The following is a 20,389-nucleotide window of genomic DNA, read 5'->3' as shown; positions in this document are numbered from 1 at the left end:
AGTGTCAAATATTGAAAGTTTACCTAAAGGTAAAAAGAGTACTCGATTTTTTAATAGCTGTTTTAGCGTTGGCTGTTCTATGGCCTATTCTTATTTTACTTGCTCTTGCAATTAAAATAGATTCAAAAGGTCCGGTATTTTTTAAACAAAAGCGTGTAGGAATAAACCAGAGCCACTTCTATATATTAAAATTTAGAACAATGAGAACAGATACCCCGCAAAATATGCCGACTCATTTATTGGAAAATGCAGATGCTTATATTACAAAAGTTGGTGGGTTTCTGCGAAAGACTAGCCTAGATGAATTACCCCAAATTATTAATATCTTGAAGGGGGAAATGAGTATGGTGGGACCAAGACCCGCTCTTTGGAATCAATCTGATTTAATTGATGAAAGAGATAAATATGGGGCGAATAATATTTATCCTGGATTAACCGGCTGGGCGCAAATTAATGGAAGAGATGAACTGCCGATTGCAATAAAAGCAAAATTGGATGGAGAATACGTGGAGCGGATGAGTTTTGGTTTTGATCTATTGGTTTTCCTGAAAACTGTGGGTAGTGTGTTGAAAAGTGATGGGGTTAAAGAGGGTAGAACTGACACAAATGCCCCTGTAAAAAAGGTAAATTAAATAAGGGAAATTGTGGGGGAAGCCATGCTTTTAGTAACAGGTATAACAGGACACACTGGAAAATATTTTATTGAAAATTTGGTCCAGAACCAATACAGGGGTAAAATCCGATGTATTGTAAGGGAGAGCAGCAAGATTGATGTCTTGAAAGATAATAATCTTGCAATCGAGATTATAAAGGGAGATCTAAATGATTCCTCTTTCATTCACGAAGCAATGAAAGGAATAGAGACTGTTTTCCATATTTATAATATTCACCATTCTCCTGTCATTTTAAAGGCGGCAATCGCTAATAATGTGCAACGGGCCATATTGGTTCATACAACAGGAATATATTCAAAACATAAGTCTGCCTCTGCAGGCTATCAACAAATAGAATCCGAGGTTCTTGAAATGGCCAAGGATAAGATAAAACTAACGATTCTTAGGCCTACAATGATTTATGGTGATATGTGCGATCACAATATGAGTAAATTCATTAAAATGATTGATAAGATGCCGATCTATCCTCTAATTAACAATGGGAATGGCCTTATCCAACCAGTGAATGCACGTGATTTAGGGAAAGCTTATTATGATGTTTTAATGAACCCGGAAGCAACTTCCAATAACCATTATAATTTGTCAGGTGAAAAACCAATTACAATGAAAGAAGCTCTAAGAATCATTAGTATTAAGCTGGGCAAAAAAACAATATTCCTTCCAATCTCCTTACGATTAAGCGGAATAGCAGCTTTTTTAGCAAAGGTAGCTACACTTGGTAACTTGGATATTGTGGAACAAGTACACAGAATGGGTGAAGACCGGGCATATGAACACAGTGCGGCCCGAAAAGACTTCAATTACTCCCCGATGCCGTTTGAAAAGGGAATTGAGTTAGAAATTAGGGAATATCAATCCCTGAAACAAAGAAAATTAACGGAGCGGTGAAAAATGCAGAGAAAAGTATTATTTGTGGCAACTGTTGATAAAGGCCATATTTTGAAATTCCATGTTCCTTATTTAAAATATTTTAAGGAAAAGGGCTATGAAGTTCACGTAGCTTGTTCTGGGAATGCGGACATTCCTTTTTGTGATAAAAAACACGAACTCCCCTTTGAACGGTCTCCATATAAATTTTCTAATATAACTGCATACAAAGCTTTGAAAAAAATAATTGAAACAACTCATTTCGATTTAATCCATTGCCACACTCCAATGGGTGGTGTCATTGGAAGATTGGCTGCACGTTCCGCTAGAAAAAAAGGAACAAAGGTATTATACACTGCCCATGGGTTTCATTTCTTTAGTGGGGCTTCTACCCTCAATTGGTTAATCTACTTCCCAATTGAAAAGTATCTATCTTCTTACACGGACTGTTTAATCACTATTAATAATGAAGACTATAACCTTGCAAGAGAAAAATTTAATTCTCCCCAAGTTGAATTGGTTCATGGAGTCGGTGTTGATTTAAATAGATTCACCCCGCAGTCGTTTGAGGAAAAAGTTAAACTGCGTAGTTCATATGGATATAATGAAGAAGATTTCATTCTTATGTATACAGCTGAATTAAATCACAATAAACATCAGGACCTTTTAATTGAAGCTATAAATTTACTAAGGGGAGAAATACCAAATATAAAATTATTATTAGCTGGCGAAGGAGTAATGGCGGCTGAGTATAGGGGGCTATCTGAACGCTTAGACGTAAATAGCCTAATTGATTTTTTGGGACATCGTAAAGATATACCTGAGTTACTTAAATTAAGTGATATAGCTGTTTCGGCATCCAGAAGAGAAGGGTTGCCGGTTAATATTATGGAAGCAATGGCTACAGGCTTACCTATTGTGGCAACTAATAGTAGAGGAAATAGAGATTTAGTCAAGCACAATGAAAATGGTTTTATTGTAAGCCTTAATGACCCGCAAGAGTTTTGTTCAAAAATTAAAGAGCTATATAAAAATGATTCACTAAGAAAAAAATTCGGAAAAAAAAATGTTGTGAATTCAAAAACTTATTCATTACAAAACATTATTTTGGAAATGGATCGTATCTATTCAAGGCATTTGCAGTGATTTCCTTAATCGATCTTTAAATGAGGTAGTAAAAATGGTTGAACCAAAAATTAGTATTATTGTTCCAACATATAACTCGGAATTAACTATAGAAAAATGCTTAAGTAGTATATTGGAACAAACTTACAATGATTTTGAAATCATTATTATTGATGACGGCTCCAAAGATCAAAGCGCTAAAAAAGCGGAAGATATTTTAAATGGGATAAATGTAAAGTACACAATTATTAAGAAGAAAAATGGTGGAGCCTCAAGCGCTCGCAATAAAGGATTGGAAATTGCAAAAGGTGAGTATATTGCATTTCTGGATAGTGATGATCAATGGCTACCAGAAAAACTTGCTGAAAGTATAGATGCAATAGAAAAGAATAAGGATGTTGTTATAGTAAGTAATCTAGCCAGTGATACAAAAACAACTTCCTTATACACAAAAGTAAGTTTTAACAAATTGCTCTATAAAAATTATTTCTTTACATCTTCTGTTTTAGTAAAAAAGTCAGTTTTGGATGATAGAAAGTTAAGATTTAATGAGTCTCTTCCAGGGGCTGAAGATTATGATATGTGGCTAAACATTTTAAAAGGGAATCAAGGGATAGTTATTAATAAGAAACTATTTGTTTATGGTGATGATAAAAGGATGTTCGGTGTATCTGGACTTTCCAGAGACATTTATACAATGCAAAAGTGCCTCTATAGAATTTATAACAGTCTCTATAAAGGGAATCATATTAACATGGGTCAATATTTTTTGGTTTCGTTTTATTCAACCTTGAAGTTCCTTAGAAGATTCCTCATTGTCAAGTTGTTTGACTAACTCGAATCTTTACTTTTTTGTAGCCTATAAATAGATTATTAATACGATATAAGAGGCGATTACTAAAATGTTTAACTTTCTTACTATGCTTTCAGATGAAAGATGGAGTTATTCCACTTTATTTTTATATATAGTTATTGTAATCTCCTCGTCTTTTTTCGCCTGGATTTCTCAGTCAAGATATAAAGAGAATAATTCGTTTGATTTATTTGTTAATAAAATTTTCGGGACTGTTAAAAGAATAATTTCAGGAGTATTAAAACCAGGGGTTATTTCTAAGATTAGAAACTTAATATTTGTTATCAATTTTAAGCAAAAAAGGGAAGATATTGATTTAGGAAAGCATTCGAAGATTAATTTTCTCCCACTTTTTATTTCATTTATAATCCTTTGGTTTTTTTCTGCCTTTCGAAGTGTTGGGGCTGATTACCTAACATATAAAGAGATATTTAATAACGCGAATGATAAAGAATATATTCAGTATCACGGGATAGAGACAGGATATGTCCTTTTAAATAAACTTATAAGAATCTTTACCCACAATGAATTTTTATTTCTTGCATTTATTTCTCTGATTACTACACTTTTGGTTTTTTGCACCATTTACTACTTTTCAAGTAAGATACATGTGGGGCTGGCAGTTTTAGCTTATACATCTATTTTTTATTTCCAAAGTTATAATTTAACAAGAATTTACTTGGCGTCGGCTATCGTCTTATTTGCATCTAGATTCCTATTCCAAAAGCAATATGGAAGTTATATTTTGCTTGTATTGATTGCTAGTAGTATTCATACTTCTTCAATTGTTATGTTCTTACCACTTTTTCTAGTTTTGCTCTTTGGGAATAACAAAAAGTGGATTGTTGGATTCTTATTCATATTTGTACTGACATGTTTTATTTTTGTGGATTACTTAATCTACTTTAATATTTCAGATAGATATGAAAAATACTTGGTTGATACTAATCTCGGCTCTATTGGATTGGGTCAGATGGTTATTCATGCACCTTTAGTCGCATTATTCCTATATCTAAGAAGGTTCGAACTGAATTTTAAAATCATCCATATTTTCTTTGTATTTATAGCAAGTTCATTTGCTATCAGTATGCTCGGTTACGCCGTCCCTATGATAGGGAGATTGTTTGCTCACTTTACTTTACCATTTTTAATATTTATTCCTTTTGGAGTTTGGCAAATTAGGAATGAAAAAGAGTATAAACCGGTCTTGGTAATAGCTATCCTTTATATGGTATGGCGTTTGTTTTTGTATTTTAGCGGTTATTTATTTTTGGATGGTATTATGCCATATGATACTATTTTTTAAAATTTAGACGAAATACCCTAGTTTTGAAGGGAAGAATAGCTATGAATAAACCTGTAAGGGTACTGCATTTTGTTTCAATTATGAATCAAGCAGGACAAGAAACATTATTAATGAATGTATATAGAAAATTGGATAGAGAAAAAGTTCAATTTGATTTTCTATGTACCGTTCACGAAAAGGGCGATTTTGATGATGAAATATATGCACTAGGCGGTAAAATTTATTACCTGCCAACCGGTAATTATAATTCAGGGGTTCTTAGATACGTGTCTGAATTCCTTCGTATTTATAAATTTTTAAAGAGCCATGGGCGTTATCGAATATTTCATATACACACTTATCATGCTCTTAATGGTTTTATTAGTTCATTGGCTGCTAAACTTTCGGGAATTAGAAAGGTGATCTTGCACAGTCATAATTCAAATGCACCGCATCCTGAATTGCATAAATTTATCAGATTATTTCTTAACTTTTTGACTATTGATAGATTTGCATGTTCACAACTTGCTGGAAGATGGATGTTCGGAAACCGAAAAAAAGACGGTAAAAACATTAAAATTATAAATAATGGTATAGATACTAAAAAATTTGTTTTCAATTCTACTGCCAGGGAACAGACAAGAACTAATCTTGGATTAAATGATAAGCTTGTCATTGGGCATATTGGAAGATTTAATTATCAAAAAAACCATGAGTTTCTCATCGATATATTTAACGAGATATATATAAAAAATAAAGACGCAGTTCTGTTATTGGTTGGCCGTGGCGAATTAGAAGATCAAATGAAAGATAAGGTATCCAAATTAGGTTTGAACTCTTCTGTTTTTTTTACAGGAATAAGATCTGATATACCTAATTTGTTAAATGCTATGGATGTATTTTTATTCCCATCGTTATTTGAGGGATTAGGAATTGTACTGATTGAGGCACAAACTAGTGGATTAAAATGTTTGGCCAGTGATAAGGTTCCTATGGAAGCAAAGGTTACTGATCATTTAGAGATAAAGTCGTTGAATGATTCTCCTGAATCATGGGCTGACATGGTTTTGAAAATAAGTAGATATAAAAGAGAGAGCTCCTTGGAGCAAGTTATCGATGCTGGTTACGATATAGAATATACAGCAAACTCGCTACAAAGCTTTTATCTAAATCAATAGAATAAGAAGTTTCTTAATTCGTAGTTGAAGTGATACGAGGAGAAGTTATGTGAAAAATAAGTTCCTAATTCTTAATGTGTTTTATGCGTTTTTATTGCAATTTTCAACTTTAATATTTCCTTTAATAACAATGCCGTATATATCCAAGATAATTGGGCCTTCAGGGTTAGGACGAGTTGATTTTGCAACATCTGTTGTGAATTGGTTTTTATTATTTTCAACTTTTGGTCTACTATCCTACGGGGTTAGGGAAGTATCTAAAATTAGAGATGATGAGAAAAAACTTTCTGTTTTTTTCTCAGAGATCTTAATAATTAAAGTTATACTTACTTTTGCTGTCCTTCTGGTGTATATCCCCTCTATTTTATTGATAGATCGGCTAAATGAAAATCTACCCTTATTTGTATTATACATTGTTCTAATTATCACTAATATATTTTCTTTAGATTGGTTCTTTCAGGGTCTAGAGAATTATAAATTCATTACTTTTAGAAGTATTATTTTAAAGATCCTGGCAGTAATCTCAATATTTCTATTTGTAAAAACGCACAATGACTTTATGGTATATGCAGCAATCAATATCCTAACATTATCCTTGGGGAACTTATGGAATTTCTTTCATTCCAAAAGATATGTGAAAATTTCATTAAAGGGCATAAATATAACTAACCACCTTAAATCAATGTCTACGTTTTTTATTACAACTCTAATCATAAGTATCTATACTCTCTTGGATACTGTAATCCTGGGTTTTATAAAGGGTGATGAAGATGTTGCTTTTTATACTAGGGCAAAAATGTTTTTTGGAATAGGTATGGCTTTGTCAGTAGCTATCAATAATGCACTTACTCCAAGATTGAATAATTATTTTCAAGGAGATAAGAATCAGTACTCTTCATTGTTAAAAACATCCTTTAATTTATTGCTTCTTATTTCAATGCCGATTATGGTTGGCGTTGGCATATTATCTGAAAACCTGATGGTTCTCTTCGGGGGAGAGAAGTTCCACCCTGCTAGTTTATCGTTAATGATTATAGCTCCTTTATTAGTTATAACACCCATGTCTATCTGGAATTATCAACAAAGAATCCTCCCTTATGGAAAGGAAAAAGCGGGATTATATATCAACTCTGTTGTGGCGGTTGTTAGTCTTATTTTCAATATTTCCTTAGTGCCTGTTATGGGATATATTGGTACTTCAATCAGTTGGTTAATATCTGAGGTAACTGGATTAATTATTTCTTTTGTCTATATGAAGCGAAAAGAATCAATAAAAATTTTTGACTCTATACATTTAAAATACTTTGTTTCATCTCTATTAATGGGTATGCTTATTTGGGGAGTTAATAGTTTTTTTTCATTAACTTGGTTTAATACAGTTATATGCATTGTTTTAGGGGGATTAATGTACTTTTGTTTCTTACTCCTTTTTAGAGAAGAGAATATTTTGTTGGTTTTAAAAATGGGTATGACTCTACTTAAACGAAGTAAGTCTTCTAAAAAGGGAGAGGGAAATTAATGAAAGTTGCCTTTGTATTTGACCAATTAATTTTTGGCGGTATCGAAAGAGTTGGAATAAATTACTTGAGGATTTTGGTTGATTTGGGGTATCAAGTAGATGTTTATATCCTTAATCCAAAAACTGAAAGCTTAGTAAATGAAATTCCAAAAGAATGCAGTATCAAGATAATTCGTTTTTCTCATTTATTATGCCCGGAAAAATATTGGTACATTGCAAAGAGGTGGAATTGGGGGAAGTTTATTTTCCCGTTGGTACACTTAGGGCTAACTTTGCTTTTTCCGTTTGTAAGAATAATAAAAGGTCCAAAAAAAGAATATGATCTAGCTATAGCTTTTTCAGGTCATATGAATGATTTAACCTTTGTAACCAGTTATATTAAGGCCACAAAGAAAATAGGCTGGGTTCATGGATCGATAAACAGTTATTTGTTATTATCCCCTGGTTACCAATTCTTATATAATAAAATAAAAAATTTAGTAGTGCTATCGGAAGATTCTCAAATAGAAGCGTTTTTGACCAATAAACTAACCATTGGTAGAATAGAGAAAATATATAATCCTATTTTTGATTTGAATAAAGACTCTGAGGTAACTACAATTGAAAAGTTAAAAAAACAATACGGGGATTTCGCTTTGATGGTCGGCCGGATTTCACCTCAGAAAGATCACTTCACTGTTATTCAAGCTATTAAAATTCTTAAAGAGAAATACGGGAAATATCTCAAAACCGTTTTTGTTGGTGATGGTCCCTTAAGAAAACAGGTTGAGGAATATGCAATTGAAAATGGGGTATCGGATTTAATTATATTTGAAGGAACAAGAGAGGACGTTCAAAACTATTATAAAGCGGCGAAAATCTTTATTCACTCAAGCCCGTCAGAAGGTTTGCCTACAGTTTTATTGGAAGCAATGGCAGCTGGGCTTCCCATTGTAGCTACCGATAGCAAGCCGGGTGTAAGAGAAATTTTAGGTGAAAATGATTGTGGGTTAATCTGTCCCATAAAGGAACCGGAAAAAATGGCTCAAAAAGTATGTGAATTATTGGATGATGATGATCTGTATAATCAGCTTATTATAAAAGGGAAACAGAGAATAGGGGATTTTTCTCCTGAAGCAATTAAAGTAAAGTTGAATAATTATATTAAAGAGATAAGGAATTAAACGTAATGACGAATAGGCTTAATGTTGCGGTAACAGGGTATGTAGGAACAGGTTCCTCAGCTGTAGTAGACTTATTGAAGGAATTCAATGGGTGCGGAGTAACGTTCGGATCAGATAAAGAGTACGAACATATTCCTTTTTATGCTGATAACGGTCTCTTTGACCTGGGTGCCATTATGAAAAATGTCAATAGTTCTATGAGGTCTGATACGGCTATTTCATCCTTTATTGAAAGTATGGAATGGCTGGATAAGAACAATTTTGGCTGGTTTGGCTCCTACAAATGGCTGGTTGGTAATAATTTTGAGAAAGCAGTTAAGAATTTTGTCGAAGAGATAAGTGTTCCGATTAGCGGTATCACTTATAGTCATTATAAACGGGTAAGATTCTCTTTATTTAAGGTTTTATTGCAACTTGCGGCCAAAATCGTTTATAAACGCCCGGTTACAAAATGGGGAAGGGTCTATGTCTACGATAAAAAACAATTATATTTCTCTATGCCGACCGAAGAAGAATTTAATAATGCAGCTAGAAAATTTGTGAATGCCTATTTTGAGATGTGTGCTGATAAGGATAAAGAAATTATGATTTACGACCATTTACTATGGCCGCAGCATACTCATTTAATTGCCGATTATTTTGGCGATAATTTCAAGATGATTGTTGTAAACAGGGATGCAAGGGATTTATATAATCTAAACAAGAACTATTGGTATAAACCTCCTGTTGGTAACGGGACACCGTTGTTCCCTACAACTCCGGAAGGTTTCGCCGATTATTGGAAAAGGGTTACCGGCGAAAAATCAGCTTCAAATGATAGAGTATTACATGTCAATTTTGAGGATTTAGTCTATAAATATAATGATACAGTTCAACAAATAATGGCCTTTCTTGATTTGAAGCCTGAGAATCATATAAATAAAAAGCAAATATTTAATCCTGAAAAGTCCATCAAAAATACACAAACTTTTTTAATCAACGAAGACTGGCGAAGAGAAGCGGAAATTCTAAAGGAAAAGATCCCACAGTGTACTTATGAATTTCCTTTTAAAGTTCAGACCAGTGTTTCGGAGATGTTCGACACCCCTGGTACGACACCTAAATTAAATCAGAAAAAAGATGATAAAGATTAAGAATAGAAACTCTCCTAAGAAAACCTAGTTTTCTAGGAGAGTTTTTTATTTGGAGAAATTTATATTAGGAAAAAGGTAATATATTCATAATTTATGTGTCGATAGACCTAGTAATATGGTATTATGTATGTATTGGTATTATTTTACTCTATTGGAAATGAGGAAAATGGGATGGGTAAAAAGTTGGTGTTTCTTTTATGGACAGTATTGTTTTTTGTACCAGCATTAGCCGTTGAAGCATCTGAAAGCAGCGGAGTAAATCCTGTAGAACAAACTATAAGTTCCGAAGGCACTTTTATTCAAGACCAACTTTCAGCAAGCGAATCTGGGAAAGAAGCAGCCGAAGACCAGCTGCAAAATGTTGAAATCTCGCCTGTTGAAAGAAATGAAGAAGTAGTAGTGGATGAAACGCAGGATATTCCCTCAGAGTCAACTACCATAGAGGAAAAAGTCGAGAATCCGGTTATTTCTGAAGATCCGGAAGGCATGACTGACAACAATCCTAAAACTGTGGAAGAGGCGCAGCCGGAACCAGCTGTCAAAGAGCAACAGTCTAATTCTACTGAAGTTCCAAAAACAGAACAATCATCCAGTGGTGCACTAACAGAACAAGTTGTTTATGATGGGTGGGTGCAAATCGAAGGCTCCTGGTATTATTACGAGTATGGTGAAAAAGTTACCGGAGAGCAATATGTCCCTTCACCAACCACTGGTAAATATGATTACTACTATTTTAATTTAGTAACTGGAGCACTTCGAACTGGCTGGATTACTGATTATGGTTATACATATTATTTTGACCCACAAACAGGGGAAAAGAGATATGGTTGGACTTACATAAATAATGAGTACTATTATTTTGAATCCTATTATGGTGTAATGGCAACAGGCCTTACTACAATAAATGGACAAGATTATTATTTTTTAAGTAATGGTGTATGGAAAACCGGTTGGGTAGCTATTTACGATGATTATGGCTCATATGATTATTTTTACTTTAACCCCGGAACAGGTGAGATGAAGACAGGATGGTTATATTTAAATAACCAATACTATTATTTAGGCCTAGATGGGAGAATGCAAACAGGGTTTTATTATATAGATGGAAATACATATTATTCTGATCCATCCGGTGTTATGAAAACAGGCTGGCTCCAGCTGACAGATGATTACGATGGGAGTAAATACTGGTATTACTTTGGACCAAGCGGAGCTGCGGAAAAGGGCTGGATTTGGTACGTAAATACATGGTATTACCTTAATGAAGATGGACAAATGCACACGGGTTGGCTGTATGATCGAGGTTACTGGTATTTTCTGAATGAAAGTGGACAAATGGCAACCGGTTGGGCTCAGATAGAGGGAGATTGGCATTATTTTACCCAGGGTGGTACTGAATATTATGGTTGGTTGTATTATGGTGGTAACTGGTATTACTTCGAGGATGAATCTGGTTCAATGGTTACAAATGGAGTATATCAAGTAAATGGACAAAAGTATTTCTTTGATAAAAATGGAATTATGAAGAGCAATGGCTGGTTTTACGATGGGTATGATTATTATTTTAGCAATCCCAATGGGACCGTTAAAACTGGCTGGCTTTACTATTCAGGTAAATGGTATTACCTAAGCGAATATGATGGGGCCATGATTAAAGGTGCTACTAATATAAACGGTGTAAATTATTATTTTGATAATAACGGAATTATGAAAACTAATGGTTGGAATTTCGATGGAGAATACTACTATTATAGCAAAAGTGATGGGACACTCCATACAGGCTGGCTTCAATGGGGAGGCAAGTGGTACTACTTTGACAGTTATGGAGCATCTGTATACGGGTTTAACAAAATAGGTTCACAATGGTATTACTTTGATCCGTTCACTTTTATAATGAAGACCGGATGGGCAAAAATAGGCTATGAGTGGCACTATTTTAATTCTAATGGAGCGGAGCAATTTGGATGGTTTTATGAAGCTGGTAACACGTACTTTCTTGATTTTTTTGATGGTATGTTATATGGAGGCTGGTATTTAATAGATAGGGTTTGGTATTACTTTGATTCCGCTGGAAGATTAATATACTAATAAAGATATCTATGAATATTAAAGTGGCTCCGGGAAACCAGAGTCATTTTAATTTTATTTTATTTTCCACAATAAGTTAAGTCGATTATTTTTAAAGTTTTTTAGTTCGTTCCTCTAAACAATTCTCATTCTTTTCCGAAAATAATTAGAAAGACAGGAAAAATTAGGAGCTAAATACTATGTTAAGGAAACTACCATTTCTTGCAATTACTATACTTATTTATATATTGGTATCTGTATCTCCATCAGAGGCGAGTGATGTAGAGCTAAGTGGAAACGGTTCTCCTGGAGTAATTGTAAAGTACAATTCATCTGCCATAGAAAAAGGGACTATAAAAAGAAGAGGAGCCAGCCTGGGAAGAGGAATGGAGCGCATCCAGATTCCTAAGGAAAAGACAATTAGCCAGTTTATAGAAGAGTTAGAACTAAGCAGTGATGTTGAATATGTAGAACCAGATTATAAACTTAAAAAGGAATATGTTCCTAACGATCCTTACTATAAAAGACAATGGCAACATGAAGCAATTAATTCAAATGTGGCATGGGAAAAAACCAAAGGTAACAATCAAATAACTGTTGCAGTGATTGATGATGGGGTTCAAATAACCCATCCAGATTTAAGACATTCAATTATTTCTCCCTATGATGTAATTAACATGACAAGCACTAATCCTTACAATAATCATGCTACACACGTAGCAGGCATCATTGCTAGTGCAATAGATAATGGTCAAGGGGGGACTGGGGTATCGCCAAATGTAAAAGTTATTCCAATAAATGTTTTTTCTGGAGAGAGTGCGTATGTTTCTGATGTTATTAAAGCACTGAATTACGCGACTGATAGAGGGGCGAAAATTATTAACATTAGTTTAGGTAGTCCTGATTATTCACAGGCTCTAGCAGATTCTATACAGGCTGCATATAATAAAGGCTCGATAATTATAGCGGCCGCAGGAAATGAATCGACCTCTTCTCCTTCTTACCCAGCTTCTTTTCCGAATGTCCTGTCGGTAAGTTCCACTGATATTGATGATGGTCTATCATATTATTCCAATTACGGTAGGAATATTGATATTGCTGCGCCGGGCTCAGGTATCTTTTCCACATTAGTTAATGGTTATGGTTTTATGAGTGGAACTTCAATGTCAGCTCCTGTTGTTTCCGGAGTAGCGGCTTTAATTTGGTCGACAGATCCCGCATTGAATAACTCCCAAGTTATAAATAGGCTTTTATATAGTGCTGATGATTTAGGTCCGCTTGGTTTTGATACTCAATTTGGATATGGAAGGGTAAACGCGGAAAAAGCTTTGATCCGAAAGAAGCTTTCTCCTCCATTGATTAATAATGTAAATATTGGCGGCCTAGTAATAGGGGGAAAAGTAACTAGTCAGGTAGAACAAGGGAGAATCCTTTTAGAAAATGGGGAAAAATTGCTTTCGGAAACGAATCTGAATTCAGATAATTCATTTCAGATTAAAATCCCTCACGGATATGAAAACGGGAAGCTCACAATTAGGCTTACTGATAAATACGGAAATTCGAGTGATTCTTATAACATATATGAGGGAAGACCAGCAGGCTGGGTTTTAAGTAATGGTTATTGGAGTTATTATGATTTAGTTACTGGAGAAAAGAAAATTGGCTTTCAACAAATAGATGGGAGTCGTTACTACTTTAATCCTGAAGGTAAAATGGCAACTGGCTGGCAATTTATTGAAGGAAGTTGGTACTACTTTAATGACAGTGGAAGATTAAACACCGGCTGGTTCTCTTTGGGAGGCGACTGGTATTATTTATCACCTCTAGATGGAAAGATGAAAACCGGTTGGCTAAATACAGATGGCATCTGGTATTACCTTAATCCAGATGGGAGTATGAAAACGGGATGGCTGAAATGGGGGGATTCATGGTATTACCTTAATCCAGATGGCAGCATGAAAATAGGATGGTTGCTTTTAGGATCTTCTTGGTATTACCTAAATCCTGATGGCAGCATGAAGACAGGATGGCTTCTTTTAGGGTCTACTTGGTATTATCTAAACCCTGATGGCACTATGGAAACAGGATGGCTTTGGTATTATGGGAACTGGTACTATCTTGAGGAAACTGGGAATATGGTAACGGGTTGGAAATTCTTTCAACAAAAGTGGTATTACTTTTATCAAGGTGGGAACATGGCAGTTAATACCTATATTGGGCCATATAAAATAGGCCCTGATGGGGCTTGGGTGAATTAAATACCTGTGTATCGACATGGGAATAACTGTAATTTAGTCGAGGTATCTATACTTGAGAGATAGTTTAGTAGAGTCAAAACTATATAGAAAACGCTTTTGCTTCATTCCTACGATGGGAAATTGAAGAAAAAACGATAAACGGGGGAGAGATATTGAAAAAGGTAGGGATTTTAGCATTCCTTTTAGCTTCATTTTTATTACTGTCTACAAACACATATGCAGCTACATCCGGCTGGAAGTTGCAGAATAATACCTGGTATTATATTAATTCTGATGGGAGTTATAAAAAGGGCTGGATGTTGGAAGGAAATAGCTGGTATTACTTTAATTCAACTGGTGTTATGCAGACTGACTGGGTTCTGGTAAATAACCAGTGGTACTACTTAGCTTCCAATGGAGTCATGCTTAAAGGCTGGCAAAATATTAATGGAGATTGGTACTTCTTAAACGACAGCGGATCCATGCATAAAGGGTGGCTATTGGATAACAATACCTGGTATTACCTATCCGATAGCGGCAGGATGCAAACAGGGTGGCTTTACATTAATAATACTTGGTATTACCTGTTAGATGGCGGAGCAATGAAGACCGGTTGGCTTGTACTAAATAATCAGAAGTACTATTTAGAGCAAAATGGTGCTATGCTTACAGGCACGAGAGTCATAGGTGGAAGCCCTTATGTTTTCTCCAGTGGTGGTGCCTTAGTATCCACGAATGTAACCGGTTGGGTGGATGACAGAGGAAAGCTTTATTATTTTGATAAACAAGGCAATAAAGTTACAGGGCTATCTACAATTAATGGCAAAACTTATTACTTTGGAACCGATGGAGTAGCTATACAAGGCTGGGCAGCTATAGATGGTTACAAATACTATTTTAAAAGTGATTGGTCGATGCATACCGGCTGGCTAAACTACCAAGGAACATATTATTACCTGAATCCTCAAAACGGAAGATTACATACTGGTTGGTTAATTGAAGGGGACAAAAGATACTATTTCACCTCTGATGGAAAAATGAAAACGGGATTGGTTACAGATGGCGGGAAGGCCTATTTTTTAAAGGCAGACGGTACACTTCAAAGAAGCTGGGTTTATCAAGATGGTAAATGGTACTACATAAATCTGGACGATTCTTTTGAGACTGGCTGGTTCCAATATAGCATTAATGATAAGTGGTATTACTTGGATCAAAATGGGGTTATGAAAACCGGCTGGCTGTATGTGAATTCAACCTACTATTATTTAAATTCGGATGGGTCTATGCATACCGGCTGGCTGACCTACAACGGGTATAAATACTATTTAAATAACGGTGGTGCAATGGTTACCGGCCAGCAATACATAAATGGAAAAGAGTATCATTTCTTTAGTACCGGTGAGTTGAATCCAGGCCCAATCGTCAATAGTACAAATTATAATTTAACCTTGCAAGAAATGATTGATATCCAAATGGGTGTTAACCCGCAAACCGATCTCTATAAAAATGAAAAAGCATATGTTAGCAGTACCTATATAATAGTAGATCCTACTAATCCTGGCAAAGGAACTGTAAATGCTTCAACGCTAAATGTAAGGGAAGGGACTAGTACGTCTGATAGGATTGTTGGCAGTCTTAAGCAAGGCGATACGGTTCAAATTGTAAGCTCCTTAAATGGATGGTATGAAATTAGGTTCACATGGAAACTTGCACGAGCAGTTGATGTTGCGTATTATGTAGACCCCAAAAACTTTACTATTGATGAACCGGAGTATTTTCAGTTTTTAATCTTATCCAAAAGTGCTGGAACGAGTGCAGCTGAGTTAAATTCTAAAACACTAATGGGGAAAGGAATATTGGAAGGAAAAGGACAGTCTTTCATTAATGGTGCATTAAAATATAATGTAAATGAACTGTATCTAATTTCACATGCACTTTTGGAAACAGGAAATGGAACTTCTCAACTTGCAAAAGGAATTTTGGTTAGTTCAGTAGAGGGAGAGCCGGTTACTCCAAGAGTTGTTTACAATATGTACGGCGTGGGCGCTCGTGATAGTTGTCCAATAACTTGCGGGTCTGAATATGCTTATAAGAGCGGATGGTTTACTCCTGAACTGGCGATTATTGGAGGGGCAGAGTTTATAGGGCAAAATTATATTAATAATGCAACGTATCAGCAAAACACGTTATATAAGATGCGATGGAACCCAGCTCGGCCGGGTACTCATCAGTATGCGAGTGATATCGGCTGGGCATCCAAGCAGGTATTCAGCTTAAGCAGGCTTTATTCTACCTTAAATGACTATACTCTTTATTTTGATGTACCTGTATTTAAATAGCTTTGTATTTTTTAAGGGTCTGCTCCTTATGAGCAGCCCTTTTTTATTTCCACGAATGGGTATCATCTTACACTCCATGAATTACATAAATAATTATGAAAGTTTTCCTTTTAAAATAGCCAAACACCTTTTTTTGAGGGGAGGAAAACATTGGTGACTTGAACCTGTATCCTGTATCTCGGTTACCAACTTTTTGAAAAAATTTGTAGAATCATGTTTACAAGAGTCGCAGTAATTGTTAAAATTTAGATGCGTTCAAAAAATGAATACATTAAGGGGATTAAAATTAATGGAGGATTTATTGAAAATTCTTGAGAGGATCAATAAAGATTCTGCTGTAAGCCAGAAAAAAATCGCAGGACTAATTGGTCTTTCTATCGGAAAAGTGAATTATCTAACTCAAGAATTAATAGAAAAAGACTATATTTATAGTCAAAAGCAAGGGAGAAATATGAAATACTTCCTTACTAATAAAGGAATGGATTATTTAAAGAAAGGAATTCAATCTTTTAAAGAAAAAAAGGTTAACATCCATGCCAGCCAGAAAACGGTTGATATTAAACTTGCGGTATTTCTTGCTGCGGGCTATAGAAAGGAATTCGATATACCAGCAGGCATGCTGGAGATAAAAGAGAAGCAATTAATTAAAAGAAATATGGAAATACTGCAAGAAAACGGGATCAACAAGTTTGTTATTGTGACAGGATATAAAAATTCCGCTTTTAATGAATTCCGGCTGCTGAAAAATGTAGAATTAGTTGAAAATAATCGCTATAAATGGACCGGATCAATGGCTTCTTTAGCAGCAGCAAAGAATTTTATACATGAAGATTTTTTGTTAATTGAAGATGATATATTGATTGAAGAAAATGCTCTCAAAAGCTTGTTACAACATCCACAGCGAGACAGTGTGCTAATTACGAATGAAAGTGGATCAGGGGACGAAGCTTATGTAGAAATAAGGGATGGATACCTTTACCAAATTTCAAAAGACATCCATCAATTGAATCAAATTGATGGGGAAATGATAGGCATTAGTAAACTCTCATACAGTGTTTTTGAAAAAATGCTTTATACATTTGAAAATTATAACAATAATCCATACTTGAATTATGAATATATGATTTTAGATGTTGCCAGGAACTACGATATTGGTTACTTGAAAATTAATAATATTGTATGGGCAGAAGTTGATACATTGGAACAGTACGACAGGGCTTTAAAAAAGGTTTTTCCTATCTTGCAGAGGAAGGAAGCAGAATATAGGGAAAATCAAATCAAGGATTACCTGGTGGATGCTTTAAACATAAAAGCAGATGATATAAGTGATATTCTTCCATTTGGAGGAATGACGAATAAGAACTTTAAAGTTAGCATCTCAGGAAAGGATTATGTTCTCAGACTAGCTGGAAGCGGCACTGAAAAAATGATTAATAGGCCAGAAGAAAACTATAATTCTAAAATTGCCAGTCGGTTAGGCATAGATACAGATTTACTTTATTTTAATGAAAAGAACGGTATGAAGGTTGCTGCTTTAATTCCGAATGCAGAAACATTAAATGGTAAAACGGCAAAAAGAGAAGATAATATGGCAAAGTCTGCTGCTCTTTTAAGGCGATTGCATGATTCGAAAGAACAAATGGCAAACACTTTCAATGTCTTTGAAAAGATCCAGGAATATGAAAGCTTGTTAAGGGAGGCCGATGGCTCAACTTACCCCGAATATTTATTGATCAGGGAGCAAGTAATGAGGTTGAAAGATATCTATGAAAATTTGGATTTTCACCTTGTACCGTCCCACAATGATCCGGTTCCCGAAAACTTCGTAAAAAGCGGGGAAGAAAAAATGTATCTCATCGACTGGGAATATGCTGGCATGAATGATCCATTATGGGATATTGCTGCTCATTCATTGGAATGTGAGTTTGCAGAAGAAGAAGAGGAATTGTTTTTAAGATATTATTACCAAACTAATACTATCCCGGAAACAGTAAAAACCAGAATTTTGATGAATAAAATATTCGTGGATTTTCTATGGACAATTTGGACTAATATTAAGGAAGCAAAAGGAGAAGACTTTGGCACCTATGGTTGGGACCGTTTTAAGCGTGCAAAGGAAAATTTGGTAATACTAAATATCACATTAGAATCCCAGGGGGAAATACATGAGTATTCAAAATAAGGGTGTAGCGTTTGGAATGATTTCTGGATTTACGTGGGCGTTGGATACAGTGTTAATTGGAATTATTTTGTCTACTACTCTCTTTATGTCAACGGAATCAGTAATCTTTTTAGCTCCTTTAGTAAGTACCTTCTTTCACGATACCTTTTCAAGTATATGGATGATGATATATTTAACAGCAAGAGGCAGGCTTGGAGAAACCTTTAAAAGGCTAAGGACAAGGAGTGGGCTATTTGTTGTTATAGGTGCCTTGCTTGGAGGTCCAATTGGAATGACGTTTTACGTTTTGGCAGTAAAATATATTGGTGCCTCGATGGCTGCCTCAATGTCGGCAATTTATCCTGCTATTGGTGCTTTCTTTGCGTTTCTAATTTTAAAGGACAAGCTCACATTTAAAAACTGGGTTGGGTTATTTATTAGTATATTATTTATTTTTCTTCTTGGGTATTCCAGTGGAGGAATAGAGTCGACAAATGCAATGTTAGGATTTATATTTATTTTGTTTTGTATTTTTGGCTGGGGAATGGAATGTGTGATACTTGCATATGGAATGAAGGATGAAGAGATTGCACCGGATCAGGCTCTCCAGATTAGGCAACTCGTTTCTGCGGTAATATATGGGTTTCTAATTCTCCCGTTATTTGGAGGGTACTCATTGGTTCCTAAGGTAATAATGAATATCGAATTTTTGTATATTGCTGTTATTGCTCTTTCAGGAACAATATCTTACTTATTCTACTACAAGGCAATTTATACAATCGGACCGACTCGGGCAATGGCTTTGAACATTTCCTATGCAGCATGGGCTATAATCTTAAGCTTTGTTATAACTGGAACTCCAATTACTTTCAAGCTGGTCTTCTTTAGTGTCATGATCTTGCTTGGTTCAATTATTACAGTAGCAAAGCCGGAGGAACTTGTAATTAAAAATATATTGAGGATGGGAAGAACAGCATAATGCGTGCCATAATTTTAGCAGCAGGCATGGGTACCAGAATGAGGCCGCTTACTCTAACTACACCAAAATCATTGGTGGAGGTAAATGGAATACCGATGCTAGAAAGACAAATCGAGTTCTTAAAGGAAAAAGGTATCAATGAAATCATTGTTGTTACAGGTTATTTAAAAGAAAAATTTGAGTATCTTAAAAGTATGTATAATGTAACTCTTATTAATAATGATGCCTATGATAAATATAATAATTTATATACTATGAATTTAGTGAGTGAGTATTTACCAGGCTCTTACGTATTGGAAGCAGATGTTTATCTTAATGAGAATTTTTTATTAGAGAACCCCAAAGATTCACTCTACTTCAGTGCTAAAAGGGAAGAATTCAATAATGAATGGATTTTAAGATTTGATGCAAATAATAAGGTGTATGACATTGAGATAGGAACTAGCAGGAATGAATATATCTTATGCGGAGTGTCATTTTGGAGCATTGAAGACGGTATTTTTATTAAAGGAAAGATTAAGGAAGCAATGAAACAAGGCAATTATTCCAGTTTGTATTGGGATGATATTGTTAAAAACAATATTAGTAAATTAAATGTGTTTATAAAAAAAATAAAAGCAACTGACTGCTTTGAAATTGATTCACTCGAAGAATTAGAGGATGTAAATAAATATTTTGCATTATAATCAGCTTAACATTGTAAGAGGGAGTAAGAATGAGACATTCCATTTTGTATGGTTTGTCTTTTTTTATTTCGGTTTTCCTAAAGACCTGATCTTTTTCTTGGTTTGAAAAACAAGTTTCAAAGA

15 protein-coding genes are annotated in these 20,389 nt (G+C 34.8%); all 15 read left to right on the top strand.

Translation table 11 applies throughout. From position 1 onward, the window contains the following. The first annotated feature begins 11 nt into the window (after positions 1-11). The 15 genes from A8F94_RS12060 (at position 12) to A8F94_RS11990 (ending at position 20,266) form a co-directional block, all read left to right on the top strand. Entirely contained in the window at positions 12-632 is a 621-nt protein-coding gene (locus A8F94_RS12060) for a sugar transferase (protein ID WP_441294188.1), read from the top strand. 24 nt (positions 633-656) lie between these two features. After that, the gene (locus A8F94_RS25020) at positions 657-1,562 is read left to right on the top strand and encodes an SDR family oxidoreductase (RefSeq protein WP_077247677.1); all 906 of its coding nucleotides are present in this window, start codon (positions 657-659) and stop codon (positions 1,560-1,562) included. Positions 1,563-1,565: 3 nt separating this feature from the next. After that, on the top strand, positions 1,566-2,687 hold the full coding sequence (locus tag A8F94_RS12050) for a glycosyltransferase family 4 protein (RefSeq protein WP_066200275.1): 1,122 nt from the start codon (positions 1,566-1,568) through the stop codon (positions 2,685-2,687). Positions 2,688-2,721: 34 nt separating this feature from the next. Continuing rightward, complete coding sequence (locus A8F94_RS12045) at positions 2,722-3,501, top strand: glycosyltransferase family 2 protein (RefSeq protein ID WP_066200272.1); 780 nt, start codon at positions 2,722-2,724, stop codon at positions 3,499-3,501. A gap of 67 nt (positions 3,502-3,568) precedes the next feature. After that, on the top strand, positions 3,569-4,825 hold the full coding sequence (locus A8F94_RS12040; protein WP_066200269.1) for an EpsG family protein: 1,257 nt from the start codon (positions 3,569-3,571) through the stop codon (positions 4,823-4,825). 41 nt (positions 4,826-4,866) lie between these two features. Next, a complete protein-coding gene (locus tag A8F94_RS12035) occupies positions 4,867-5,982 on the top strand; it encodes a glycosyltransferase family 1 protein (protein WP_066200266.1) in 1,116 nt (371 codons plus the stop codon). A gap of 49 nt (positions 5,983-6,031) precedes the next feature. Then, positions 6,032-7,501 carry a flippase gene (locus A8F94_RS12030; protein ID WP_066200264.1) on the top strand — a complete coding sequence of 490 codons (1,470 nt, stop codon included), beginning with the start codon at positions 6,032-6,034 and terminating at the stop codon, positions 7,499-7,501. Further along, entirely contained in the window at positions 7,501-8,664 is a 1,164-nt protein-coding gene (locus A8F94_RS12025) for a glycosyltransferase (RefSeq protein WP_066200261.1), read from the top strand. The genes A8F94_RS12030 and A8F94_RS12025 overlap by 1 nt, the downstream gene beginning before the upstream one ends. Before the next feature lie 74 nt (positions 8,665-8,738). After that, positions 8,739-9,797 (top strand): sulfotransferase domain-containing protein, encoded by a 1,059-nt coding sequence (locus tag A8F94_RS12020; protein ID WP_175384404.1) that lies wholly within the window; start codon positions 8,739-8,741, stop codon positions 9,795-9,797. A gap of 171 nt (positions 9,798-9,968) precedes the next feature. Continuing rightward, complete coding sequence (locus A8F94_RS12015; protein WP_066200254.1) at positions 9,969-11,885, top strand: hypothetical protein; 1,917 nt, start codon at positions 9,969-9,971, stop codon at positions 11,883-11,885. A 179-nt stretch (positions 11,886-12,064) separates the two neighbouring features. Next, positions 12,065-14,122 (top strand): S8 family serine peptidase, encoded by a 2,058-nt coding sequence (locus A8F94_RS12010; RefSeq protein ID WP_066200252.1) that lies wholly within the window; start codon positions 12,065-12,067, stop codon positions 14,120-14,122. A 152-nt stretch (positions 14,123-14,274) separates the two neighbouring features. Then, a complete protein-coding gene (locus tag A8F94_RS12005) occupies positions 14,275-16,440 on the top strand; it encodes a glucosaminidase domain-containing protein (protein ID WP_066200249.1) in 2,166 nt (721 codons plus the stop codon). A 289-nt stretch (positions 16,441-16,729) separates the two neighbouring features. Beyond that, the gene (locus tag A8F94_RS12000; RefSeq protein ID WP_066200247.1) at positions 16,730-18,622 is read left to right on the top strand and encodes a phosphocholine cytidylyltransferase/choline kinase family protein; all 1,893 of its coding nucleotides are present in this window, start codon (positions 16,730-16,732) and stop codon (positions 18,620-18,622) included. Continuing rightward, the gene (locus A8F94_RS11995) at positions 18,606-19,580 is read left to right on the top strand and encodes a DMT family transporter (RefSeq protein WP_066200242.1); all 975 of its coding nucleotides are present in this window, start codon (positions 18,606-18,608) and stop codon (positions 19,578-19,580) included. Before A8F94_RS12000 ends, A8F94_RS11995 begins: the two co-directional genes overlap by 17 nt. Then, positions 19,580-20,266, top strand: a complete 687-nt coding sequence (locus A8F94_RS11990; protein WP_066200239.1) for an NTP transferase domain-containing protein — start codon at positions 19,580-19,582, stop codon at positions 20,264-20,266. The genes A8F94_RS11995 and A8F94_RS11990 overlap by 1 nt, the downstream gene beginning before the upstream one ends. Positions 20,267-20,389: the final 123 nt, after the last annotated feature.

The sequence above is a fragment of the Bacillus sp. FJAT-27225 genome, from assembly GCF_001685025.1.
In the GTDB taxonomy this organism is placed as follows: Bacteria; Bacillota; Bacilli; order Bacillales; family Cytobacillaceae; genus Bacillus_D.
This window is presented reverse-complemented; position numbering and strand designations above follow the sequence as displayed.